This window comes from Virgibacillus proomii, assembly GCF_900162615.1.
Classification (GTDB): Bacteria; Bacillota; Bacilli; order Bacillales; family Amphibacillaceae; genus Virgibacillus; species Virgibacillus proomii.
In genome coordinates, this window is the sequence record NZ_FUFN01000010.1 from 184,134 (window position 1) to 206,593 (window position 22,460).

Annotated in this window: 21 protein-coding genes, 1 pseudogene and 1 riboswitch; of the genes and pseudogenes, 18 read left to right on the plus strand and 4 right to left on the minus strand. The window is 36.3% G+C overall.

Features of this window, described 5'->3' with window-relative positions; genetic code table 11:
• Positions 1 to 70: 70 nt before the first annotated feature.
• Both BN1066_RS08920 and BN1066_RS08925 read right to left on the minus strand, forming a co-directional pair.
• Positions 71 to 1,696: a hypothetical protein gene (locus BN1066_RS08920; RefSeq protein ID WP_077319116.1), complete on the minus strand. Its 1,626-nt coding sequence runs from the start codon at positions 1,694 to 1,696 to the stop codon at positions 71 to 73.
• On the minus strand, positions 1,689 to 2,483 hold the full coding sequence (locus BN1066_RS08925) for an ABC transporter ATP-binding protein (protein ID WP_077319117.1): 795 nt from the start codon (positions 2,481 to 2,483) through the stop codon (positions 1,689 to 1,691). Before BN1066_RS08925 ends, BN1066_RS08920 begins: the two co-directional genes overlap by 8 nt.
• Before the next feature lie 523 nt (positions 2,484 to 3,006).
• Positions 3,007 to 3,111, plus strand: a riboswitch (SAM riboswitch).
• Between the two features lie 182 nt (positions 3,112 to 3,293).
• Between BN1066_RS08925 and BN1066_RS08930 the strand changes: the two genes are divergently transcribed.
• The 4 genes and pseudogenes from BN1066_RS08930 to metE all read left to right on the plus strand — a co-directional run bounded on the left by BN1066_RS08930 (position 3,294) and on the right by metE (position 9,084).
• The gene (locus tag BN1066_RS08930; protein WP_077319118.1) at positions 3,294 to 3,464 is read left to right on the plus strand and encodes a YezD family protein; all 171 of its coding nucleotides are present in this window, start codon (positions 3,294 to 3,296) and stop codon (positions 3,462 to 3,464) included.
• Between the two features lie 213 nt (positions 3,465 to 3,677).
• On the plus strand, positions 3,678 to 4,805 hold the full coding sequence (locus BN1066_RS08935; RefSeq protein ID WP_077319119.1) for a PLP-dependent transferase: 1,128 nt from the start codon (positions 3,678 to 3,680) through the stop codon (positions 4,803 to 4,805).
• Positions 4,802 to 6,647: pseudogene (locus tag BN1066_RS08940) on the plus strand (bifunctional homocysteine S-methyltransferase/methylenetetrahydrofolate reductase). Before BN1066_RS08935 ends, BN1066_RS08940 begins: the two are co-directional and overlap by 4 nt.
• 148 nt (positions 6,648 to 6,795) lie before the next feature.
• Complete coding sequence (metE, locus tag BN1066_RS08945) at positions 6,796 to 9,084, plus strand: 5-methyltetrahydropteroyltriglutamate--homocysteine S-methyltransferase (protein ID WP_077319120.1); 2,289 nt, start codon at positions 6,796 to 6,798, stop codon at positions 9,082 to 9,084.
• 243 nt (positions 9,085 to 9,327) lie between these two features.
• Here the strand turns inward: metE and BN1066_RS08950 are convergent, their stop codons facing one another.
• Together BN1066_RS08950 and BN1066_RS08955 are read right to left on the minus strand one after the other, a co-directional pair.
• Positions 9,328 to 9,789 carry an ImmA/IrrE family metallo-endopeptidase gene (locus BN1066_RS08950; protein ID WP_077319121.1) on the minus strand — a complete coding sequence of 154 codons (462 nt, stop codon included), beginning with the start codon at positions 9,787 to 9,789 and terminating at the stop codon, positions 9,328 to 9,330.
• 239 nt (positions 9,790 to 10,028) lie between these two features.
• Complete coding sequence (locus tag BN1066_RS08955; protein WP_077319122.1) at positions 10,029 to 10,376, minus strand: helix-turn-helix domain-containing protein; 348 nt, start codon at positions 10,374 to 10,376, stop codon at positions 10,029 to 10,031.
• A 167-nt stretch (positions 10,377 to 10,543) separates the two neighbouring features.
• Between BN1066_RS08955 and BN1066_RS08960 the strand changes: the two genes are divergently transcribed.
• The 14 genes from BN1066_RS08960 (at position 10,544) to BN1066_RS21025 (ending at position 22,244) form a co-directional block, all read left to right on the plus strand.
• Positions 10,544 to 10,747, plus strand: a complete 204-nt coding sequence (locus BN1066_RS08960) for a hypothetical protein (RefSeq protein ID WP_077319123.1) — start codon at positions 10,544 to 10,546, stop codon at positions 10,745 to 10,747.
• Positions 10,695 to 11,111 (plus strand): helix-turn-helix transcriptional regulator, encoded by a 417-nt coding sequence (locus BN1066_RS08965; RefSeq protein ID WP_077319124.1) that lies wholly within the window; start codon positions 10,695 to 10,697, stop codon positions 11,109 to 11,111. The genes BN1066_RS08960 and BN1066_RS08965 overlap by 53 nt, the downstream gene beginning before the upstream one ends.
• A gap of 623 nt (positions 11,112 to 11,734) precedes the next feature.
• Complete coding sequence (locus tag BN1066_RS08970) at positions 11,735 to 12,265, plus strand: phage major tail protein, TP901-1 family (protein ID WP_077319125.1); 531 nt, start codon at positions 11,735 to 11,737, stop codon at positions 12,263 to 12,265.
• Between the two features lie 323 nt (positions 12,266 to 12,588).
• Positions 12,589 to 12,951 (plus strand): tail assembly chaperone, encoded by a 363-nt coding sequence (locus BN1066_RS08975; protein WP_077319126.1) that lies wholly within the window; start codon positions 12,589 to 12,591, stop codon positions 12,949 to 12,951.
• Positions 12,948 to 13,316: a hypothetical protein gene (locus BN1066_RS08980; RefSeq protein WP_077319127.1), complete on the plus strand. Its 369-nt coding sequence runs from the start codon at positions 12,948 to 12,950 to the stop codon at positions 13,314 to 13,316. Before BN1066_RS08975 ends, BN1066_RS08980 begins: the two co-directional genes overlap by 4 nt.
• The gene (locus BN1066_RS08985; protein WP_077319128.1) at positions 13,306 to 14,895 is read left to right on the plus strand and encodes a phage tail protein; all 1,590 of its coding nucleotides are present in this window, start codon (positions 13,306 to 13,308) and stop codon (positions 14,893 to 14,895) included. Before BN1066_RS08980 ends, BN1066_RS08985 begins: the two co-directional genes overlap by 11 nt.
• A 10-nt stretch (positions 14,896 to 14,905) precedes the next feature.
• On the plus strand, positions 14,906 to 15,445 hold the full coding sequence (locus tag BN1066_RS08990) for a distal tail protein Dit (protein WP_179104341.1): 540 nt from the start codon (positions 14,906 to 14,908) through the stop codon (positions 15,443 to 15,445).
• Complete coding sequence (locus BN1066_RS08995) at positions 15,435 to 15,911, plus strand: hypothetical protein (RefSeq protein WP_077319130.1); 477 nt, start codon at positions 15,435 to 15,437, stop codon at positions 15,909 to 15,911. Before BN1066_RS08990 ends, BN1066_RS08995 begins: the two co-directional genes overlap by 11 nt.
• Positions 15,911 to 16,243, plus strand: coding sequence for a phage distal tail protein (locus BN1066_RS09000; RefSeq protein ID WP_179104342.1), 333 nt, complete (start codon positions 15,911 to 15,913; stop codon positions 16,241 to 16,243). Before BN1066_RS08995 ends, BN1066_RS09000 begins: the two co-directional genes overlap by 1 nt.
• Before the next feature lie 2 nt (positions 16,244 to 16,245).
• Positions 16,246 to 20,124 (plus strand): phage tail spike protein, encoded by a 3,879-nt coding sequence (locus BN1066_RS09005; RefSeq protein ID WP_077319132.1) that lies wholly within the window; start codon positions 16,246 to 16,248, stop codon positions 20,122 to 20,124.
• Entirely contained in the window at positions 20,125 to 20,280 is a 156-nt protein-coding gene (locus tag BN1066_RS20190; protein ID WP_179104343.1) for a hypothetical protein, read from the plus strand. It begins immediately after the preceding gene.
• A 451-nt stretch (positions 20,281 to 20,731) separates the two neighbouring features.
• On the plus strand, positions 20,732 to 21,013 hold the full coding sequence (locus BN1066_RS09010; protein ID WP_077319133.1) for a hypothetical protein: 282 nt from the start codon (positions 20,732 to 20,734) through the stop codon (positions 21,011 to 21,013).
• Positions 21,014 to 21,031: 18 nt separating this feature from the next.
• Positions 21,032 to 21,256, plus strand: coding sequence for a phage holin (locus tag BN1066_RS09015; protein ID WP_077319134.1), 225 nt, complete (start codon positions 21,032 to 21,034; stop codon positions 21,254 to 21,256).
• A gap of 64 nt (positions 21,257 to 21,320) precedes the next feature.
• Positions 21,321 to 22,244, plus strand: coding sequence for an N-acetylmuramoyl-L-alanine amidase family protein (locus BN1066_RS21025; RefSeq protein ID WP_281250267.1), 924 nt, complete (start codon positions 21,321 to 21,323; stop codon positions 22,242 to 22,244).
• Positions 22,245 to 22,460 lie beyond the last annotated feature (216 nt).

Here is a 22,460-nt window from a genome sequence, read left to right on the forward strand (position 1 = left end):
AACCGCCATAAGAAATCAAGGTTTATAAGCTAATGCTGTTTAGGTTATTTATCCCTAGGAAATTATCACTCTACTTCACTTTAAATACTACTCTCCAGGAGATAATGGTTGTACTAAGTAAAATCACGAGATACATAAACAGTCCGTAGTCTATTTGGCTAAAAAATTGATGTACGAAGAAAAATAAGCCAATCACAAACATGAGCAGGAATGTTTTCATTGTAGAGCCGCCTTGCTGTGCGGACTCAAAGGCTTCTGAAAATGGATATTTCCGATTATTAACAACTTTATAACTGATTAAAGTGTGCAGAATACCTGTCATAAAGACAACTAAAAGATCTGGGATAATTCGTGCAGAAAACAGAAAAATAAAAACAATCGATAATAAGGTATATAGCGGCAAATATAATTTTATGAGGAAAGCTTTTAATGTTCCGCTATAAATAGCCGAATGATGTTCAATCGGTGCCGTTTGAAAAATCCATGCTCCCTTATATTTGCTTGAAAAACGAAGCATCATCACAACAACGCCAATCATAATATTGCTAAAATAGATCGTGAAGTACATATTACTATTTGAAAATTGTTCAAAGGAGTTTTGACTCAAGTAATTAAAATGAAAAATGAACGGAAAAATGAGTGAAAATCCTAATGTTGGATATACCTTCAGCTTAAATTCTCGCTCTCGAGCCATAATAATCGATGAGAATCGAAAAAATTGGCGTTCCTCCTTGCTTCTGCAAAAGAGACGCTCCCATACAGAATGAATCTTCCGATGTTTCTGATTAGATTTCTCCGTGCTTTCCATTAGCTTTTGCAAATTACGCTCGAATGCTGGCATCAATTGATAGTATAAAACAATGGAAATAATTGGGCCAATCACTGCCAAAGAAGATAGGATAATCATTCCATATGAAGTATTCCCATTTAAAAATAATTCAAAAGGAGCACCGAACCAAATAGGCGGAATAATTACATGCCACCAATGGAAATTATACACATAATTATAATCAACAAATTCAAAGGAACGAATGACAATTTGATAACCGATTATAATTCCTACAGATAAAAGAATTTGCACATAATTGATGATATCTTTTAGTTTTTCACCACTGAAAAAACGTAATATAAAAATATATACTAATGCTGTGATAGTCATGATGAACAAATTTAATAAAACGACCTCTGCTAAAAAAAGGAGAAAATAGCCGATACCATGAACTCCTAACATAACGATGGATGGAATTCCAATAAATGCTCCTGTTAGCATGCTCATATAAATCGCAACATGGACAATTTTCGCAGCACTAATTGTACGTATGTGAATAGGTTTAGTGTGAAGGATGGTTTTATCTCGCACATCTAAAAGTACCGATGAAAAATCAGAAACCATGGATGTCATTAAAATAAACATGGAGATACCAAATATGATACTGATTTGAAAGATATAATTTTCCTCAAAAAATATAAAAGGAATGAGTATTAAGCCGTATAATACATAAATAAATAACGATTTTACAAACTGATTCCCGTCTTTCTTTTTATTGGATACGTCTGAAGCAAAAATAGTTGGTGTTCGACGTCCGTCCATCGTTAGCTTGACTTCAAGTATTTTACGCATCATTGGATAATCAATTCGGAGCATACGAAAAAACGGTTGAAGCAAATCAAGTAATTTTAACCAAAAATTAATCATTGTTATCACCATTTGTCACAATCCGTACAAATTTCTCTGCTGTTTGTTTATGCGCATCAAACCCGGTTAATTGGTTGAAAATACCTTCCAAGGAACCTTGCTTATTCTGCTCTCGTAATTCTTCAAACGTTCCATCTGCGGCAATATCTCCATCTAGAAGGAGTACAATGCGATTACTAATCTTTTCGACAACATCCATAATATGCGAAGAGTAAAAAATCGTTTTCCCATGTGCGACTAGCTGCTCTAAGATGTCTTTTATAATCATCACACTATTGGCATCCAGTCCACTTAATGGTTCATCAAGAAAAATCAAATCTGGGTTATGTAAGAGGCTGGAAATAATTAAAACTTTTTGCCGCATCCCCTTGGAAAACGAAGAAATACGTGTATGTAAAACATCTTCCATGCCAAATTGCTGCATGAGGCTTTCGGCTTTGTTTGCTGCTTCGTTTTGCTCCATGCCGTAAAGCTCACCAATAAATGTTAAATACTCATTTGCTGTCAGATTATCATAAATCTCTGCATTTTCTGGAACATAACCAATTTTACGCTTATATGAATAATCACTTGTTGCAATATCTTCGCCAAAGATTTCTACCGTACCACTATATTCTTCCACTAAACCGAGCATAATTTTAAGGGTGGTACTTTTTCCGGCACCATTAGGTCCAATATATCCAATAATTTGTCCTGGATATACATCGAGATTAATGTTATTTAATACGTTTTTGCTCCCATAACTCATAGATACATTTTTTAATGACAGCACTTTTTCCGTATACATCAAGCTCACCTGCTTCCTGGTAAATTTTTAAATTCAATGTCAACCACCCAGCCTTCAAGTGGTAAGGAATAAAAAAGAAGTGCTTTCCTAACTAAATAATGACAGTTTGTGAAAAAACGAATAGATTGTAGGAGCACTTCATAGGATCATTATACGGCAATAGAGATTATTTATCATCCAATTTTTATAATATGGGAAACAATTTCAAAATAGGAAATCTATTGGGGGTAGATTCAGGAAAATCTGATTTATAACATGATGGAAATGACATGATGAAAAGTTAAATTTCCCAGTGTTAAAATAGGAAGTCCTTTCTAGTTACTAGTAAAATAAGTATCACAAGTTTATCCACATAACAAACATAAGTAGATGATACTATGCTTATTAACATAACTGAAAAGCTTGTAATCGTAAATGTAAAATAACCTCCCAGTTTTTTAACTTGTTTTCGCAAATTTTAAATAAAATATTGACAACGATATATTTTCCGTGTAGAGTATAAACAAATTTAATATACATGTATTTCTTATCCAGAGAGGTGGAGGGACTGGCCCAGTGAAGCCTCGGCAACAGACTTTGTTAAAGTACTGTGCCAATTCCAGCAAGCACAATGCCTGAAAGATAAGAAGAGTGATAAAGACGTTAATCAACCAACCTCTTCTTATTTCTATTAGGAAGAGGTTTTTATATTTTTATTGGATCATTCAATAATAGGTAACTCTTCCTAAATAAAATGGGCAATTGCTTTACGAGTTCCAAATCATTTTGGTGCTTGTACTTTTTACAATGAAAAGAAGGGAAGATGAGAAAATGAGTAAATTAGATGAAGTACAATGGCAATATTTAAAGAAAAGCTTAGATGAAATGGAATACGGATCTGTCGTTATTACCGTCCATGATGGAAGGGTTACGCAAATTGACACAACGGAGAAAAAGCGGTTTACCAATAATAACAATCGTTCATTGCAAAAATGTAAATAATTACTGCCGATTAGACAACTAAAGGCATCTTTCACCTATCAAATTATTAGAGAAGGTGTAGGATGCCTTTTTCTATGTCAGGAAATCGTTATACGTAAGAGAGTATAAATTTTTATTCAAAAACGGATTCGACAGCGAAAAGGTACGCGTGTGGATGAGGCACGCTAGCCCTGTTCAAATTTTTGTTATTTCATAGAAAGGAGAGCTTATATAATGACGGAACGATGTAGGCAAGAAACGTTTGTCACGCAAATTGGAAATCGTAAAGATGAGCCATTTCATGCGGTAAGTACGCCGGTCTATTTCTCTACTGCTTTTCGCCATACGGAAATTAGCTCGAATGAGGGCTATGATTATTCCCGCTGTGGAAGTCCTACTCGTGATGTGCTTGAAGAAGCAGTGGCCCAGCTGGAATACGGAGACAAAGCCTTTGCTACAGCTTCTGGGATGGCAGCAGTACATTTAGTATTTTCCCTGTTTCATAAAAATACGCATTTTATTTCGTCACGAGACATTTACGGAGGAAATTATCGGTTATTTGCAATGCTTCAAGATAAATACGGGTTTGAATTTACCTACTGGGAAGGCGATTGTTACGATACATTAGCTTCAAACATCAAAGAAAATACACAGGCAATTTTTATTGAATCACCCACGAATCCGTTAATGCGAACGGTTGATTTAGTAAAAGTTTCGAACATCGCTAAACAGTATGATCTGCTTTTAATTGTAGATAACACGCTGTATACCCCGTTAATTCAACAACCGATTAAAGAAGGAGCTGATATCGTCATTCATAGTGCAACGAAATACTTAGCTGGGCATAATGATGTGTTAGCAGGATTGGTCATTGCCAAAGGAGAAAAACTTAGTAAACAACTCGCTTTTCTTCATCAGTCGATAGGAACGGTCTTATCACCATATGATTGCTTTAGTCTGATCCGAGGGATAAAAACGTTAGCGTTGAGAATGGAGAAGCAAGAATCGAATGCAAAGCAAATCGTTCCGTATTTGCAACAGCACCCGCTTGTTACGGATGTTTACTATCCCGGTCGAGGCGGGATGGTCAGTTTTGAAATTCTCGATGAAGTTTATGCACCACTGTTTTTAAAGGCTGTACAATTATTTACCTTTGCAGAGAGTCTAGGAGGAGTAGAAAGCTTTATTACGTATCCTGTTACCCAAACACATATGGATATTCCGGAAGAAATTCGCAATGCATATGGTTTGTCTAATCGTTTACTGCGGATTTCAGCAGGTATTGAACACGCAAATGATCTAATTGCAGATTTAAATCAAGCGTTTGATTTAATCGTAAAGGAGGATGTGAAACAAACATGAGCTTATTGCAACAACTACAAGAGCAAATTTTAATTGCAGATGGTGCCATGGGAACGATGCTATATTCGTATGGCATCGATCAAAGTTTTGAACAATTAAATATAACCCATCCAGATCAAGTTCAACAGGTACATGAAGCGTATATTCATGCTGGAGCAACAGTCATTCAAACAAACACATATGGTGCAAATTATATTAAATTGGCACGATACGGCTTAGAAGAGCAAGTTAAAAAGATGAACCAAAAAGCAGTACAAATTGCAAAGCAAGCTCGTCAACAAGGAGTATACATTTTAGGGGGGATTGGCGGTATTCACGGCGTTCAAGCATTAAATGAAACAAAAGAAGAAATTAAACGAAGCTTTCGAGAACAATTATATTGTTTACTTTTAGAGGGAGTAGATGGGCTTATTTTAGAAACCTATTATAATCTCGATGAGTTAACGATGGTGTTAGAAATTGCCAGGGAGGAAACAGAAATTCCTATTATTGCAAATGTGTCCATGCATGTTCCGGGAGTTTTGGAAAATGGAATACCGTTGGCTGAAGCGTTACACCAACTGGAATCTTTAGGTGCGGATGTTGTTGGTGTTAATTGCCGTTTTGGACCATCCCAAATGATTACATCCTTACAATCCGTTCCTTTACCAAAAAAGGCCTTTTTAGCTGCATATCCAAATTCAAGCTTGCCTGCATATCGGGATGGTGTACTTTATTACGAAAATGAACCGGCTTATTTTAAACAGTGTGCCCGACAATTGCGAGAGCAGGGGGTACGTTTAGTAGGTGGTTGTTGTGGAACAACTCCTGATCATATTAAAGCATTAGCTGAAGGATTAAAAGATACGGACCCGATTACAGAAAAAGTGGTAGAAATTCCGAAGCGAGAGAGAGTAGTTGTAAAAAGGAAACGAAGAAAAATCGCTGGCAGAATTAGCAAAAGAACGACATACTATTATCGTTGAATTAGATGCTCCGAAACATTTAGATATGACAGAATATCACCAGGGAATACAAGCGTTAAAAGAAGCTGGAATCGACGCAGTGACACTTGCCGATAATTCGCTTGCAACACCGCGAATATGTAATACAGCTATTGCAACAACTATTAAAGAGCACGGGATTAAACCGTTAGTCCATATAGCTTGCCGAGATCGTAATTTAATTGGTTTACAGTCGCATTTGATGGGATTAGACATTTTAGGAATTCATGAAATTTTAGTTATAACAGGGGACCCAACTAAAATTGGCAGTTTCCCAGGAGCAACTTCTGTTTTTGATGTTAATTCGTTTAAGTTAATTGAATTAATTAAAAAAGGAAATAAAGGCATATCATTTTCCGGGCATTCTCTAAGAGAACATACCTCATTTACAGTAGGGGCAGCTTTTAATCCAAATGTGAATAATATAGAAAAAGCGGTTGCTCGATTGGAGAGAAAAATAGCAAGTGGTGCTGATTTTATCATGACACAGCCCGTTTATAGCAAAGAGAAAATAATTGCTTTGAAACAAGCGACCTCACATATAGAGACACCGATTTTTATTGGAATTATGCCATTAACGTCTACAAGAAATGCTGAATTTTTACATCATGAAGTTCCGGGGATAAAGCTTACGGATGAAGTTCGATCCCGTATGAAAGCAGCAGAAGGAAATCGAGAACAATCAACAAAAGAAAGTATTGCTATTTCGAAAGAGCTACTTGATACAGCTTTTGAACATTTTCACGGGATATATCTTATCACTCCGTTTATGCGTTATGATATGATCGTCGAATTAGTTAACTATATTCATCAAAAAACAAATTCCATGCGAGTACAACCAAGCTTATCCTTACATTAATTAGGGGTCTAGGATTTAGAATAAATAAACTTCAAATTTAAAGGATAGTCGTTAGGACATAATGATTAACCTATCCTGGAACCCGAAAGAAAATGTCAATAGTATTTATTTCATGATTTTCTATTATATAAAAAATGGAGGAGTATATATGTCAAAAATAAAGAGTTCGAATATTGGTTATCCGAGAATTGGAGAAAATCGCGAGTGGAAAAGAGCATTAGAAAATTTTTGGAGTGGAGTCATTTCTGAGACGGAATTAATTGAAAAAACAACAGAAATCCGTTTACGCAATTTGAAAAAACAACAGGAAAAAGGAATCGATTTAATCCCGGTAAATGACTTTTCCTTATATGACCATGTTTTAGATACGGCCATTATGTTTGGAATCGTACCGAAACGTTTTAACTATACTGGTGGAAAAGTAGATAGGCACACGTACTTCGCTATTGCGCGTGGAACAGATGGGGCCGTCGCTTCAGAAATGACAAAATGGTTTAACACAAACTATCATTATATCGTTCCGGAATTAAATGGCGTTAAGCCTTCATTAGTAGAGAACCGTGCTTTAACCTTTTATCAAGAAGCTAAAGAAAAACTAGGTATTGATGGAAAGCCTGTCCTTTTAGGACCTGTAACATTTGTAAAACTGGCAAAGGGTTATGACCCGCAGGAGTTTTCAACAATTGTGGAGAAATTTATACCACAATATGTACAGATCTTACAGGAACTTGTCGAAGCGGGGGCATCTTGGATTCAAATAGATGAGCCAATCTTAGTAACGCAATCATCGAAAGAAGAAATCGCAGTAGTTGAAAAAGTGTATCAGGCTTTTGCTGAACACGTACCTCATGCGCAAATTATTTTACAAACGTATTTTGAAAAAATAACTGCTTATGAAAAAATAGTGAATCTTCCAGTAAAAGCGATTGGCATGGATTTTGTTCACGGAGATTCTTTAGAACTATTAAAAACATATGGATTTCCCAAAGATAAGGTGTTAGCAGCCGGGATTATTGATGGACGTAATGTTTGGCGAGCTAATTTAGCAGAAAAGCATACGATTTTGGGAGTGATTAGACAGCTAGTTCATCACGACCAGCTTATTATTCAACCATCTTGTTCGCTCTTGCATGTTCCGGTAACAAAAACATTAGAACAAAAGCTGGATCAGGTCATTTTAGAAGGACTTTCGTTTGCTGATGAGAAGTTGGATGAAGCAGTTACATTAACGAAAGGGTTGAATGATGGTATAGTCTCCGTTCAAGCAGAATTCGATCAAGCGAATGAAGCAATTAAACAATTAATAAAGACGTATCAATCCAATAATGAGGTAAGAAAAAAAGTAGCCAATTTAACAAGTGATGATACACACCGAACCGTATCATTTGCAGAACGGATTGAAAAGCAAAAGCAACGTTTACAATTGCCGTTACTGCCGACAACGACAATTGGCAGTTTGCCGCAAACGCCTGAAGTGAGAAAAACACGTACCAAATGGAGAAAAGGCGAGATTACGGATCAAGCGTATGAACAGTTTGTGAAGGAGCAAATTAAATGCTGGATCAAAATTCAGGAAAAACTCGATATCGACGTTCTCGTTCATGGTGAATTTGAGCGAAATGACATGGTTGAATACTTTGGGGAAAAATTGAATGGTTTTACTATGACAGAGTTTGGCTGGGTGCAGTCGTATGGCTCACGTTGTGTCAAACCGCCATTGATTTTTGGAGATGTGTCTTGGGATAAACCGATAACAGTAAAGGAGAGCGTTTATGCACAGTCATTAACAAAACGTCCGGTGAAGGGAATGTTAACGGGGCCGGTAACCATTTTAAACTGGTCTTTTGTTCATGATACAACACCACGCTATGAAATTATGAAACAAATTGCTCTAGCATTGCAAAAGGAAGTGGAGGCTTTAGAAGAAAATGGAATTAACATTATTCAGGTAGATGAACCAGCTTTACGTGAAGGGTTGCCGCTTAATCGAACAAAGTGGGATGAATATTTAACAGAATCGTCACTTGCCTTTCGCCTCGCAACGGCAACCGCTAAAGCCGATACACAAATTCATACACATATGTGCTATTCCAATTTTGAAGATATTTTTGATTGTATCGATGATCTTGATGCAGATGTAATTTCAATTGAAACGTCACGGAGTCATGGTGAAATGGTCTCTACCTTTGAAGATAATACGTATCAAAAAGAAATTGGCTTAGGTGTTTATGATATTCATAGTCCACGTATTCCATCTGTTGATGAAATTAAACAAAATATTAATCGTGCATTACAAACGATCGCACCTAACCAATTTTGGATTAACCCAGATTGTGGTTTAAAAACACGAAGAGAAGACGAAACCATTGCCGCATTAAAAGTTATGGTGCAAGCTGCAAAAGAAGTGCGAAATAAACAGTTGGCCTCTCAAAAGTAATCTTGTTGCTAGAATAAAATTTTCGTATAGGGTAGATACGACGACGAAAAATTTTCTATGCAGTATATGTACAGCTGGTCAATTACTACACGAACTAAATTTTTTCTTCATTAACGCATTGGTTAGTACATGACAGTTGGCTCTTCGCTCAAAAGCGTACTCTAAGTAGAGCGGGAGGTAAACGGCCAAAGTGATTATTAACAAACTGCAAATGAAAAGTAAGTCTATTATGTAAGGCTCGTTTCAGATAGAAGCGAGCCATTTGTTGCGATACATTTCTAAACGCTTACAGGCAAACTCGTATTCAACATTAAATAAATTCATCACATACTTTGGGGTTATTTTCGTTTTGATCCGTTGTAACATAAAAGTTGGTATACATAGGTGGTAGCTGAAATAATTAGCTTGCCATTCTTGTAATTCAATAAACGTGGATGGTAAGAATTCTTGCCTTCCAGTATGCCACAGAAAATGAGCAATTTCATGGCTGAATTCTTGCCATTGTACTTGTTCACTGTTTGTCGCTTGTAAGAAAATAAGGCATTTCCCGTTTCGATAAACCGTTTCACTGCTAAATTCCCAATAATAAACGGGAATCTGTAATGCATTGGAGATTTTATCAATAGTTAAATCAGAAGGCTGATTCATATTTAATTTTAATAGTAATTGTTTGACATAGTCCTCTGTACGTGTGTAATGAAACATTAGATCCCCCTAAACGGAATATATGTTCGTTTATTTGTGAAAAATAAATAGTGTACATCAAATACACTATAAGTGCGTATTCAAAAATAAATAATCTGATGTCGCTAGGATCGCAATCTCCTTCGAAAATGGTGGTGTGTCGCTGGCGAAGCATTTTTTTATTACCCCTTGAAAAAGAAAAGCTCTTTTTTGCTTATAAATTCGCCGCGTCATTCTTACCAGACTTTTTGAACATCCTCTTATTTCTCTTCTTCTTTAAAAGCTTCCCATATTCTTTTTAATCTTCGTAGATCTTCTTCTTTACTCTTTGGTAATTCTTTGTACCATCTTTCTAGTGAAGGATCATTACGAAATGCTGTAAATGCTTCTTCTTCTGTGAGCTTAGGATTATCGGATCTGCCTAGTAAATAGTCGGTGGTAACATTTAGTACGGTTGCTAGTTTGTCTAATTCATGATCTTTTATTGGTCTATCTCCGGATTCAATTCGATTCATCACACTGACATTTATGTTCATGCGTTTAGCGAGCTCACGTTGCGTCCAGTTCCTAGCTTCTCTTAATGTAACAATTCGTTTTCCAATTTTCAATGTAGACACCACTTTCTATACTAGCAAATAAATCATAACATGATTGCTAAAAAAGAAACAGGCATTTCTATATTAGCAAGGACACAATTTGACATTTCTGTTTTAGCAATGTAATATAAGAACAAACGTTCTATAGTTAAAATTTGGAATGATTGGAGGAGATGATGATGGCTTACAAACAAGATATAAATAAAAGAATTAATAATGACATTCATTGGGTTGTTAGTGATTATAGAAAGGATAAACGAACAGGAGCACTGTCTCCAGTTATTCGTAGTGAATATGCAGAGCAATTGTTTAAGAAAGGGGCAGGGTTTTGTGAACAAACAACAAATGGAACGGACGTTAAAGGATTATCATTGGATGATTAGAGAAATAAAAAGACAGCAGGATATACTTAATGAAGATATCGGCACAAGAGTTGTTGCTGTTTCTGGTCTTGAGTCCACACTGCCTAAAGCAAAAGGGATAGTCGGTAATCCAGTTGTAAAGGAAGTAATTAGACGAGAGCAGAAAAGTTCGTGGTTAATGAAGTTGGAAAAAAAAGTACTATTTATTCAAGAGCGCTTGCCAGCTGTTGATGAGCCGAGAGAAAAGGCGGTGTTAGAATGTATGTTAGATGGAATGACGATAAGCGCTATCAGTAAACATATGGGGTTATCAAGAAAGCATATTTATTCGATTAGAGATTCTATCATAGACAAAATGTTACAGTTTACACAGTCTTCACAGTAGATGACAGGGAAATCAAACCAATTGTACAATAGAACCAGCAAGATTTGTTAATTGATTAAGCAACGATTACTTGTTAAGAAAATAATATGGAAGTAAGTCTTGTTCGAGAGTGACGTTAAACTAATTATTAAAAAACAGCATAATAGTCAAAGAGCAAAGTCTTAAATTCACCAGAATGGTATTTGAGGCTTTTTTATTATGGAGGGAGACAATATCCGTTTTGTACAAGATGGATATTCTTTTTGTACTATAGGAAAGTATAAAATTTTATGGTTTATCCCGCATGTAAGGTGCCGTAAGATTCCCACTTCAAGACCTGAATTGATACAAAGGATCAAAGTGGGAGAAAACGGCACCTAAATGCCCGATTGGTTCAACTAACATTCAGTAGGAGAGGGAAGAAAACTCCTACTGAATGAAGTTTCACTTTATTGCATGGATACCAACTGCCGTAAACTTTTATGTTTAAGCGCAACCGGTGATCACCTGAAGACTAGGCATTAGCCAAAATTTTCTTAAATAACTTAAGGAGGTGATGAAAATGGTGTAATGCATGGGTGATGGTAGTAGAAGATATGTAGTTGTTTTTAATTTATTAAAAAATACCTAGGAGGATATAAAAAATGACAGATACACAAATTAAAATGCAAAAAGGAAAAAATAAAATCTTATTATTCCGTTTATTGGAAAAACAAGATGAGGAAGCTGCAAAGTTAGTATTTCAAACTGAACATACATTTAGCTATTCTCGTGAATTGGAAAGGATTGTTACAAAGGATGGATCGTTAATTCTTGTTGGCGGGTTAGAATCCGAAGTTGCTATTGAAGCAATTCAAGCAATGGATGATCCTGTTGCTAATATGCTTCGTCAATCTGTGATTAATGGGCAAAAATTAGAAATATGGGAAGTTGCTGTGGATGACGAATTGAAATCACCAGATAATAAGTACCCTGCAATTTATGCACAAGGCTATTTAGACTCATGGGAGGACCCGGCAAATGCCGAGGAAAATGCAGCAATTTCTGCTAACTTTACAGTGGAATTAGAGCCGCAATTTGGTGAAGCAACGCTTACAGATGCGCAGCAATTAGCCGTGCAATATGCATTCCAGGATACGCAAGCAGAATCGGCTGAAGGCGCAGAGAATCAATAAGTTTGCTGCTTGTGATGATAAGGACAATAATTGTAATGTTTTTATCGCACAAGAAAGCAGGATTTATATATAAACAATGGTTTATTTCTTAATTAGTTCGTAGGTATAGAGAATTACCGACGACTTTTTATTAACATATGAATTCGTCTGTCACCAGATGAATTCATATGTTATTATTGAACTTTTTTAAAAATGAGGATAAAAAAAGCTATCATTGTAGGAACGCTAGAGTTAAAGTTAAAAAACGTCCCGAAAATAGAGGCAATGAAAGCAGATTTGTACCATCCTCTTATAACATTTCTTACAAAGAAAGGTGATACAAAATGGAATTTATGATAAACGAAAAAGCATATGCATTGAAATTTGGGATTAAATTTATTCGTGAACTAGATAAAATATACGAAATTGATTATCAGGGGATGAAATTTGGCATGGGTGTGAATATGGCTTTTATGAATCTTCAGCAATTAAATCCAGCAGTTCTTCAAGACATCTTGAAAGCTGCCGTTTCACATTTAGATACGCCACCAAGTAATAAACAAATTGAAAAAGCAATTGAGCAGTATGCAATAGATAATGATGGACTTGGTGATCTATTTGCGGAGTTAAAGAATGAATTGGGAAAGTCACCAATTATGAAGGATACCATCAAACAGCTTCAGGCAGCCAGCGTGAAAGAAGTTTGACTTCAGAGGAAACCTATCATGAAATTATCATTAACTGTTTTCGTTATTTAAATTTTACAAGTCTTTATCACATTGAGATTTTAACATTAAGAGAATACGCATTAAGAGTGCGTGCATTCCAATTACAGCAAATTGATAAAGAATACAGGATGTATAAACAGGCTTGGCTTAATCATCAGGTGACACTTACAAAGGAACAGGGGAAAAAGCAAGTGCCTATTTATAGACGGTTTAAAGATTTCTTTGATTATGAGAAGCATTTAAAAGAAGTAAGTAAACCAAAGATTTTAAATGATAAAATGAGGCGTTTAGCGGATCTTGCTAAACAGGTTAATTCTGAAAAGGAGGTGCCTTATGGGGGGTAAATCAAATGCAGCAGGTGGGTTTATGGAAGCTTTTGTCTCACAAGCAGACGGTTTAAAAAGTGCGGGGGACTCATTTGCTGTTTTGCAGGAACAAATAGACCCAGTTGTTAATAAATTGGCTGAAATGGAGCAATCATTAGGGTTTATTCCGGGAATGTCAGAAGGAATCGCTCAAGTTCAGGCAGTGCTTGAGCCGTTCCTTGGAATGATTGGTGGGATGTCCACACTGCTACTTACGATTTCTTCAGTAATGACTAACTTTTTACCAAAGATGATGGTATTAAAGGAGGCGGTGATGGGGCTATTTGCTATATTAGCTGCTAATCCACTAGCTTTAATTATTACACTAGTTACCTTGTTAGCGACAGCATTTGTATATCTCTGGACAAATAGCCAAACCTTCCGGGATATCATGATGAGTGTTTGGGAAACAATATTAGCCTTCATCATGCCAATTATTCAAGAAATAGTCGGGTTTGTCATGAGTGTTTGGGGACAACTAACCGCGTGGTGGACTCAAAATCAAGCGTTAATATTGCAAACTTTTCAGACCATATGGGGAGCAATCCTAGCGGTTATCACAACAGTAATGAACTTCTTAATGCCTTTTTTAACAGCAGCTTGGCAAACGATTTCAACCGTAATTACAACGGTTTGGAATACAATCAAGACAGTCATTCAACTCGCTATGACCATTGTTATGGGAATCATTAGAACGGTGATGCAGGTCATTACCGGTAATTGGTCCGGGGCATGGGAAACGATTAAGTCTACCTTTCAAAATGTGTGGAGCATCATGAAAGAGTTCGTTACTACGATGGCAACTAGGATATGGGAAACGATTCAGACTAAATTTACTCAAGTCAAAGAAACGATTTCAACCTTAATTGGTAATGCAAAAGATGCAGTAGTCCAAGGGTTTTTAACGATGGTGTCAAATGCTGTAGAAAAAGCTCAGTCCATTGTTTCTACTGTACGCCAAAAGTTTCAGGAAGTGTTTAATGCAATAAGAACAAAACTTACCGAGGCTGTTACCGAAGTGGGAACACAAATAGCCAAAATGCCTGGGAAGGTAATTGAGTTTTCCGGGAGAATGATTTCAGCCGGAAAGGACTTAATTATGGGGCTAATAACTGGAATCAAGGATAATGCAAAAAAGGTGGGAGAAGCAGTCTTAAAAGCTGCAAAAGATGCTGTAGACGGTGTTTTGAGTTTCTTAGGGATTAAATCTCCTTCGCGCCTGTTTAGAGATATTGGAGATGACACAATGGCAGGCTTTGCCTTAGGAATTAATCAAATGGCTAAAAGTGTAATTGCAGCAGCGAGTACAGTTTCAGATAAAGTACAGGATTCGTTTGATCCTCAATTCGCTTTACCAGCTATTTCTGGACAGGTTCATCAATTAAATCAAGCAGCAAACCATAAACTGTCGAATCAGGTTTTAAATGAATGGCATGTACAAAAGCAGCATGCAATGGTAAATGTATCTATTGGCAAGCAGCAATTTAGTGCGTTTGTAGAAGACATTACGAATGCCCAATCAAGAAAAACGAATCTAACAAGACAACAAGGCTGGTAGGAGGTGCATGATGTATACTTTTAAAGATACGGTTGCAGGTAGTAAGAGTGGAGGAAAAAGCTCGCTTTTGCAGACATTATTTAACGGGATTAATCTAGATGAACGATTAACCGATAAAACAGGGAGCTTTATAACATTAACCATTTCCGGAAGAGGAAATATGGAGCAACGAATCACTACAATTGAAGTACCTGGAATTCATGGAATGTTGGAGGCAAATAATCCAACATGGAGTGCAAGAGAAATTACAGTGAAATATAAATTATCTGATCAAACAAAAGAAGGGTTTAGAGAGCGATATAATCAATTGAATTATTTAATGCAAGGTTCAAAAAGAAAATTAGCCTTTACAGACGAAGAGGCTTTTTTTTATGCAACATTATCGGCAAATGATGTACCCGAGGAAACTGCAAATAGTTTGGTGGGCGAGCTAGTTTTTTTATGCTCAGATCCATTTAAATATGGTAAAACACACCAAACGATTTCTTTAAAAAAGTTTACTTGGGAAGAATACAAAGATCAAAAGTGGGGTGATTTAATTGGCAACTAATACACCAAATTTAAAGTTAGTAAAGCCGGAAATAACGGATAAAATCGATGTTTCCATTGCTAACTTTGCGCAAAATGCAGATAAAATCGATAGAGAGGCAAAGCGGCTTCAGGATAGGGATCAAGCATTACAATCAAGTTTAGATAATACGAAGGAAGATATGACGGTAGTACAAAACGGTTTAGTAGCGGTCAATCAACAATTAAAAACAAATAAAACAGCTATTGATCAAATCCATGAGAATACCCGTGCAAATTCCAATAATGTCACGAGAAATACAACTGATATTGGAGCAATAAATGAGAGAACTACATCCATGCAGGGGAGTATTCATAATTTAACTCAAATAAGTCAAGAAAATAAATCGACCATTACTTTCATCTCTAGCGAAATAGAAGGGATTAAAAAGCGATTAACAGCTTTAGAAGGTCAGCAAGAAATGCCTCCATCAGAGGGTGAAGAATAGTGCGTTGGATAGAGATAGCTCAAAGGAATGAAGTAAATGTTGAAGGAACAGTCCGTACAGCTCCTATCATTACTTCGGTGATAAAAAAAGAAATACCTTATGTGGAATACAGTGTAGATGACCAAAAGCTAAGACTGCACTACCCATTTAAGGTTAATGATGTGGTTAGAGTAGACTTTTCTAAACAAAAAGTATTTATTAATGAACAATTGCAAATGGAAACAATTGACCTCGTTTATGCTGATTTTTTCAGATTAAAACCTGGCTTAAATGAAATAAGCACAGTTCCAGCAATGCAATTGGAGGTTAAGTATACAGAGAGGTGGTTGTAGAAATGAAAGAAAGAATTTTCATTTTTGATAAATACGATAAGCTATTAGCAATCACTCACAATTATGTTGAAGCAGTTTTTGAAGAGACGGTTGAAAAGCCCGTCTCTTTTACAATTACTTTTCCGATGTCTGATGATGATGCATCGTATTTAATTGGTGGTAACCAAGTTGCATTTAAAGATTTAACAGGGAAATTCCGCTTGTTTACTATCCGTGAAGTCGATGATGTTGATGGAGAGTCCTCGGAAAAGATTGTCCAATGTATGCCTGCTATGCAAGAATTAGCTGATGTGATGGTTGAAAACAATGCACTTGAAAGTGAATCAGCTGACGTTGTGTTAGGTGCTATTTTAAAAAAATCACGCTGGCTAGTCGGTAATGTAGCAGATTTAGGGTTAAACACAATAAGCTTTTCGTATCAAAATGCTTATATGTGTTTAGGGAAATTAACGGAGCTTTGGGGCGGTGAAATCGTTGATCGTGTAGAAATAGCGGGGAATAAAATTGCCGGCCGTTATTTGGACATTGTACAACGAAAGGGCGCTGATACAGGGAAGCGCTTTGAAATGGATAAAGATATAAAAAATATTACAAGAACCGTGCTCTACTATCCAAAGACAGCTTTATATGGGCATGGTAAATCCATACAATCAGAAAAAGAGGGCACCGGGAAGATTACGTTTCGTAATGTAGAGTGGATTAAGGAAAATGGCGATCCAACTAATAAACCCAAGGGCCAAGAATGGGTTGGTGATCCTGAGGCACTTGAGAAACACGGTGTTCCCAATCACGAAACAGGGAAGCTGATGCACCGCTTTGGCTTATTTGAAGATAATGAAGAAGAAGATCCGGAAAGGTTACTAGCCAAAACATGGCAGGCTGTCCAACATGAAAAAGACCCAAAGGTTCAATATGAAATGGACATCATTACATTTTATGGTATAGCAGATTATGAGCATGAACAGGTGTTTCTTGGTGATACAGGAATTGCTAGAGATAAAGACATGAAGCCAATGATTCTGATTGAAGCGCGAATTATGTCATGGGAATATGATATTGGTAATCCAAGAGATGGAAGCCTGGTTTTAGGAAATATCTTGGACTTGGATCCAGATGATAGTGAAATCGAATGGGTAATTGACAAGGTGAAAGAAGGTAGCGGAAATTGGGATGCTGGTGGTGGTCCCATTACGGATGAGAGATTTCCAGATATTGTCCCAGATGCTCCGCAGAATGTTTCAGCCATTGGCTTATTCAAAAAGATTATGCTGTCGTGGACATTTGAATCTACCTATATGATAGCAGCCTACGAGGTTTATGCTAGCCAAATGAACGGTTTTGTTCCAGACTCTACGAATTTAGTCTTTCGCGGGAAGGTAGGAGCTTACAATTTTGATGCCAATACAGATGAAAAGTGGTACTTCCGAGTGCGAGCCGTTAACACGCATGGTACAGCAAGCGAGTACTCTGAACAGGTTAGCGCTTCAACTGTACAATTGGATTTGCCAGATATAGAGAATATTGTTCCCGATTTTATTGAATATGGAATCTATAAAGGTGAAGAATCTCCTAGTTCAAAAGATTATAAATATTGGCTGGATATAAGTAAAGAACCAAATATACTACGTCATTGGGATGAAGAAAGTGAAATATGGAAGCCGCTTGCTCCAGAATACGCCGGCGATATTGGCGCTGTTTCTTTAGCCAATTATCATGAACAAGTTAATGAAATTATTGCAGATATAGCTGATAAAGCGGATCTTGAGTGGGTAAATGGACAACTAATATCTAAAGCGAATAAAGATGATATTTATACGATGGAGCAGTTGGATAATAAATTCGATAATGTTGTTTCCAAAACTACTTATGAATCCGATAAACAAGGTATTATTACTGATTTAAGAGATCAAGAATCACGTATTACTCAAACTGAAAAAGACATTAAAACAAAAGTATCCAATACGCAGTATCAGCAAGATAAAAAAAGCTTGGAGACATCCATTAATGAAAACAAGTCTTCTATCGAGCAAAACGCGAAAGCAATTGTAAGCAAGGTTTCCAGTAGCCAATATAAAGCAGATAAAGAAGGCATAATTAAAGATATCAAGGAAAACCAATCCAAAATTGAACAAAATGCTAATCGTATTAAAAGTAAAGTAGATGCTACGTATGTTCAAGGTGAGATTGGAAAGATTGAGGTTGGTGGAAGGAATTTATTACCAAAAACATCATCAAATTTTAAAAATGTCACATTTAATGATTGGGATAGGGTTTTAGGTGTATATGAAGGGATTACTGTAGGAGAAACATATACAGGTAGAGTATATTTAAAACCTCATAACTATCCTGTTAAATTAAATTTGGATTTTAGGACATCGGACGATCTTGGTTATTCACAATATTTTTCTGCACCAGTACCTGTTGGGAAAGAAGGATATAGAACTGTAACTATGGTTGCTCCTAAACTAGCAAGCAGTAATGGAAAACCAATAACCAAAGTTAGATTATCGATTAGAAAAGATAAAAGAGAGTATAACGACGTCAAAGTTGACTATAAAGAAGAGAAACTCGAAAAAGGCAACAAAGCCACTGACTGGATGCCTGCTCCGGAAGACACCGAAGCAAAAATAGAAGCTGTCAAACAACACACTTCCGAAATCGAACAAACAGCCAAGGGAATAAAGCAAGAGGTAACAGCTCTTGAAACAGACTATTCTACATTTAAAAATCAAACGAATTCAACGATTAAACAGCATGCTGATCAAATAGCGTCAAAGGTAACCAAAACAGAATATAACGCGGATATAGGCGGACTTAGGGCTAAAGTGAGTAAAGCAGAATCAACTATTAAGCAAAATGCGGATAATATTTTGACCAAAGTAAATAAAAACGGTGTAGTATCTAGTATTAATCAATCTCCAGAACAGATTAAAATCAGTGCCAATCGAGTATCTATTGATGGTGATTTAGTTGTTAGAAATGGAAAAGTTTATATAAAAGATGGCGTAATTACAAACAAGCTTATTGCAGGAAATGCAAAGATAGATGGAGCTAAAATTGCTGATGCAACGATTACAAGTGCAAAGATTTCTAACATTAGCGCTGATAAAATAAGGACTGGTATTTTAGATGCGTCTAAGGTGTCTATTAGAGTTAAAAATGGTATACAGGCTATACAAATTGATGATAAAGGCTTTGAGTCAATTGATAGTAAGGGAAATGTACGTATTCATATTGGCATACGTGATATTGCTGGCAAAGGACAGTCAGATCCTAGTACAATAAGGTTTTTTAGTGGGAATGGTAGTAACGTAGCCAGTATAGGAATGAATGTAAATGATGATTTTATAATTGGTAGCCAAAATAGAAATGTTTCTATGTCCTTGTACTCTGGAAAATCAATGCTGTACTGGGCGAATTCACACAAATTTGCATTTAACAATGGACCAAATTCTAATTTTTGGCATATGACGGCGTATAAAGATGCGGATGGGCATTGGCATCCACGTCTTTTTTCTGAGCGATACAACAGTGGATATGTAGGGATCAGTTCTCGTCCATTATGGCAAGTTTATAGTTCAAATATTAATGAAACCTCTACAAAAAAAGCAAAGACAAATATTAACCATTGTGATGTCAGCCAATCCTATAGAGTGTTACAAAATATGGATATCAAAAGATATAATGGACTAAATTGCAAGGGAGAAGCTGATTCAAATGAAAAATATGGAGTCATTGCTGAGGAAGCCCCAATCGAAATATTAGATGTATCAGGAAATGCTGTTAATTTATATTCAATGATTTCACATGTTGCTAATGTTGTTAAAGATTTAATTAACCGCATTGATAATTTAGAAAAAACAGTTAAAGGGTGGTCTTAAATGGAACAGGAAGTTAATTTGCAGTATGTCGTTAATTCATTATCTAATCAAGTATCTCAACTTTCAAGGGAAAAAGCTTATCATGAGGCAATTATTGCAGCACAGCAGGAAGAAATTTTAGAGTTAAAAGGAGAGAAGGAAGAAGTCTCCGAGTAGACGTTATTATCCCGCATATAAGGTGCCGTAAGATTCCCACTAGATAATAAGAAGAAGTCTATGCGGGAGATAACTGCACCTAAAGCCCGATTCGTTCGGATCGGCAAGACAAGGAAAGCTGCGTAGCGACGCACCCCGGTTTTTAAAGGATGTCAATCACAAGGGCGTTGCAATAGGACGAGAAACTTCGGAAGCGACACATAGCGGTGTTTCAAGGACGCCCGAGATTCTAGCCTCTGTTCTACTTCTATCAGTAAGGGATGAAGGAAAATCCCAACCCTACTGGAAGTTCAAACTGAAAAGATAGAATATTATTAATAGTAGAAAGACGGGGATTTCAATAGTATAAAATTAAAGCAACAGGATGATTTAGATTGTAAAAATTAGGGTTTAAGTTTAAGCGACTAGGCAAACGTCTAGTTTTCTTTATGTCAAAACCAAGGAGGTAAATATGATTGAGAGAGAACAATGGTATACAAATAAAGAATTATGGGAGCAATTAAACTCCTTGCGTGCTGACTTTAAGGACTTCCGTCATGAAATGCAAGAAACGAGAAATGTTATTAGAAAGTACAATGGGTTGCGTGAAGAACTAGGGGTAGTGAAGGAAAAGGTTGAGCGTATAGAGGCGAAAACGGAAGGTAAAAAAACAGTATTAGAAGCTGTCCGCCTATGGGGGGGATGGCTTTTTGCCTTTCTTACACTAATAATTTTAATGATTCAACACTTTTAATGAAAGGAGGTGTGGAGAATGGATAAAGGAACGATAGTAAGAACAGTTCTTTTAGGAGTAACTTGGCTGAATATTTTACTAGTCAATTATAATTTGCAGCCTGTTCCAGTGTTAGATGAGGAGTCCATTGCATATGGACTAACTTTTCTGGCATCGGTATGGGCCTGGTTTAAAAATAACTATATTACTTTAAGAGGAAAGCAGCAAAAAGAAGTACTGGAAAAATCAAATCTAATGAAGTAAAAAAACGGTTAGTCCATACGGGCAAGCTGTTTTTTTATATAAAAATTAAAAGGAGTGATTTACAATGGCAAAAATAGCTATTGGGGCTGGACATGGAATAAATACACCGGGTAAAAGGAGTCCGGAAGGAGAAAGGGAGTGGTCATTCAATAATAAAGTAGTTTCTGCAGCAATAAAGTATTTAAATGGGTATACAAATGTATCTGTTATTCGTTTGGATGATTCAACCGGAGCAACCGATGTTCCTTTAACAACTAGGACAAATAAAGCAAATAATGCAAATGCTGATATTTTAATATCCTATCATCATAATGCGAATACAGGAAATTGGGGTTCTTGGACAGGAACCGAGACCTATTATTATCCGGGTTCATCTACTGGATTAGCTTTGGCAAGAGCCATTCATCCTAGCATTGTTGGTGCAATGGGCTTACGCGATCGTGGAATTAAATCAGCTAATCTTCATATGGTACGAGAGTCTAGAATGCCAGCAATTTTAATTGAAGGGGGCTTTATGGATTCTACGATTGATATTGTAAAAATGCGTAATAATTCAGTAATGGATAAGACTGGAAAATCATTAGCAGGCGCTATAGCTTCCTATTTAGGATTGCAAGAAGAAGGGAGCGGTGGAAACACCTATACAGTCAAACCTGGAGACACATTATGGGGAATTGCTCAAGCCCATAACATGTCTGTTAATGAATTAAAGAGATTGAATAATCTCTCTGATGACACTATTTATCCTGGCCAAGTGCTGATCGTTAACGGTTCTGCTTCTAGTGGTACAGGGTATGTGGAAGTTATAACTTCAAGTCTTTGGGTATATGACGCACCGGATTGGAATGCGAAACACTCCATTGTAAATCAAGGAGAAGTATTTACAGTATTAGACGACTTGCAAGTAAATGGATCTAAAATGTATAAATTAAAATCAGGTTTATATATTACTGGAAATTCCCAATATGTAAGGTATTTTTCCGGGTAATATAATTTAGTTCTACACAAGATGCAGAATAAGGAGTTCAGATGAACTAAAATGAATCAGCGACATTGTTGGTATACGTAAAAGCCAATTTGTCGCTGTCTATTTTTTGTTATATATTGTGATAGTTAGTGTTAAGATTTCAAGTGAAACCTCAAATTGATATTTTTATACTATTATACTATAGAAAGTAAACGTTATGGTTTATAGTATAAGAAA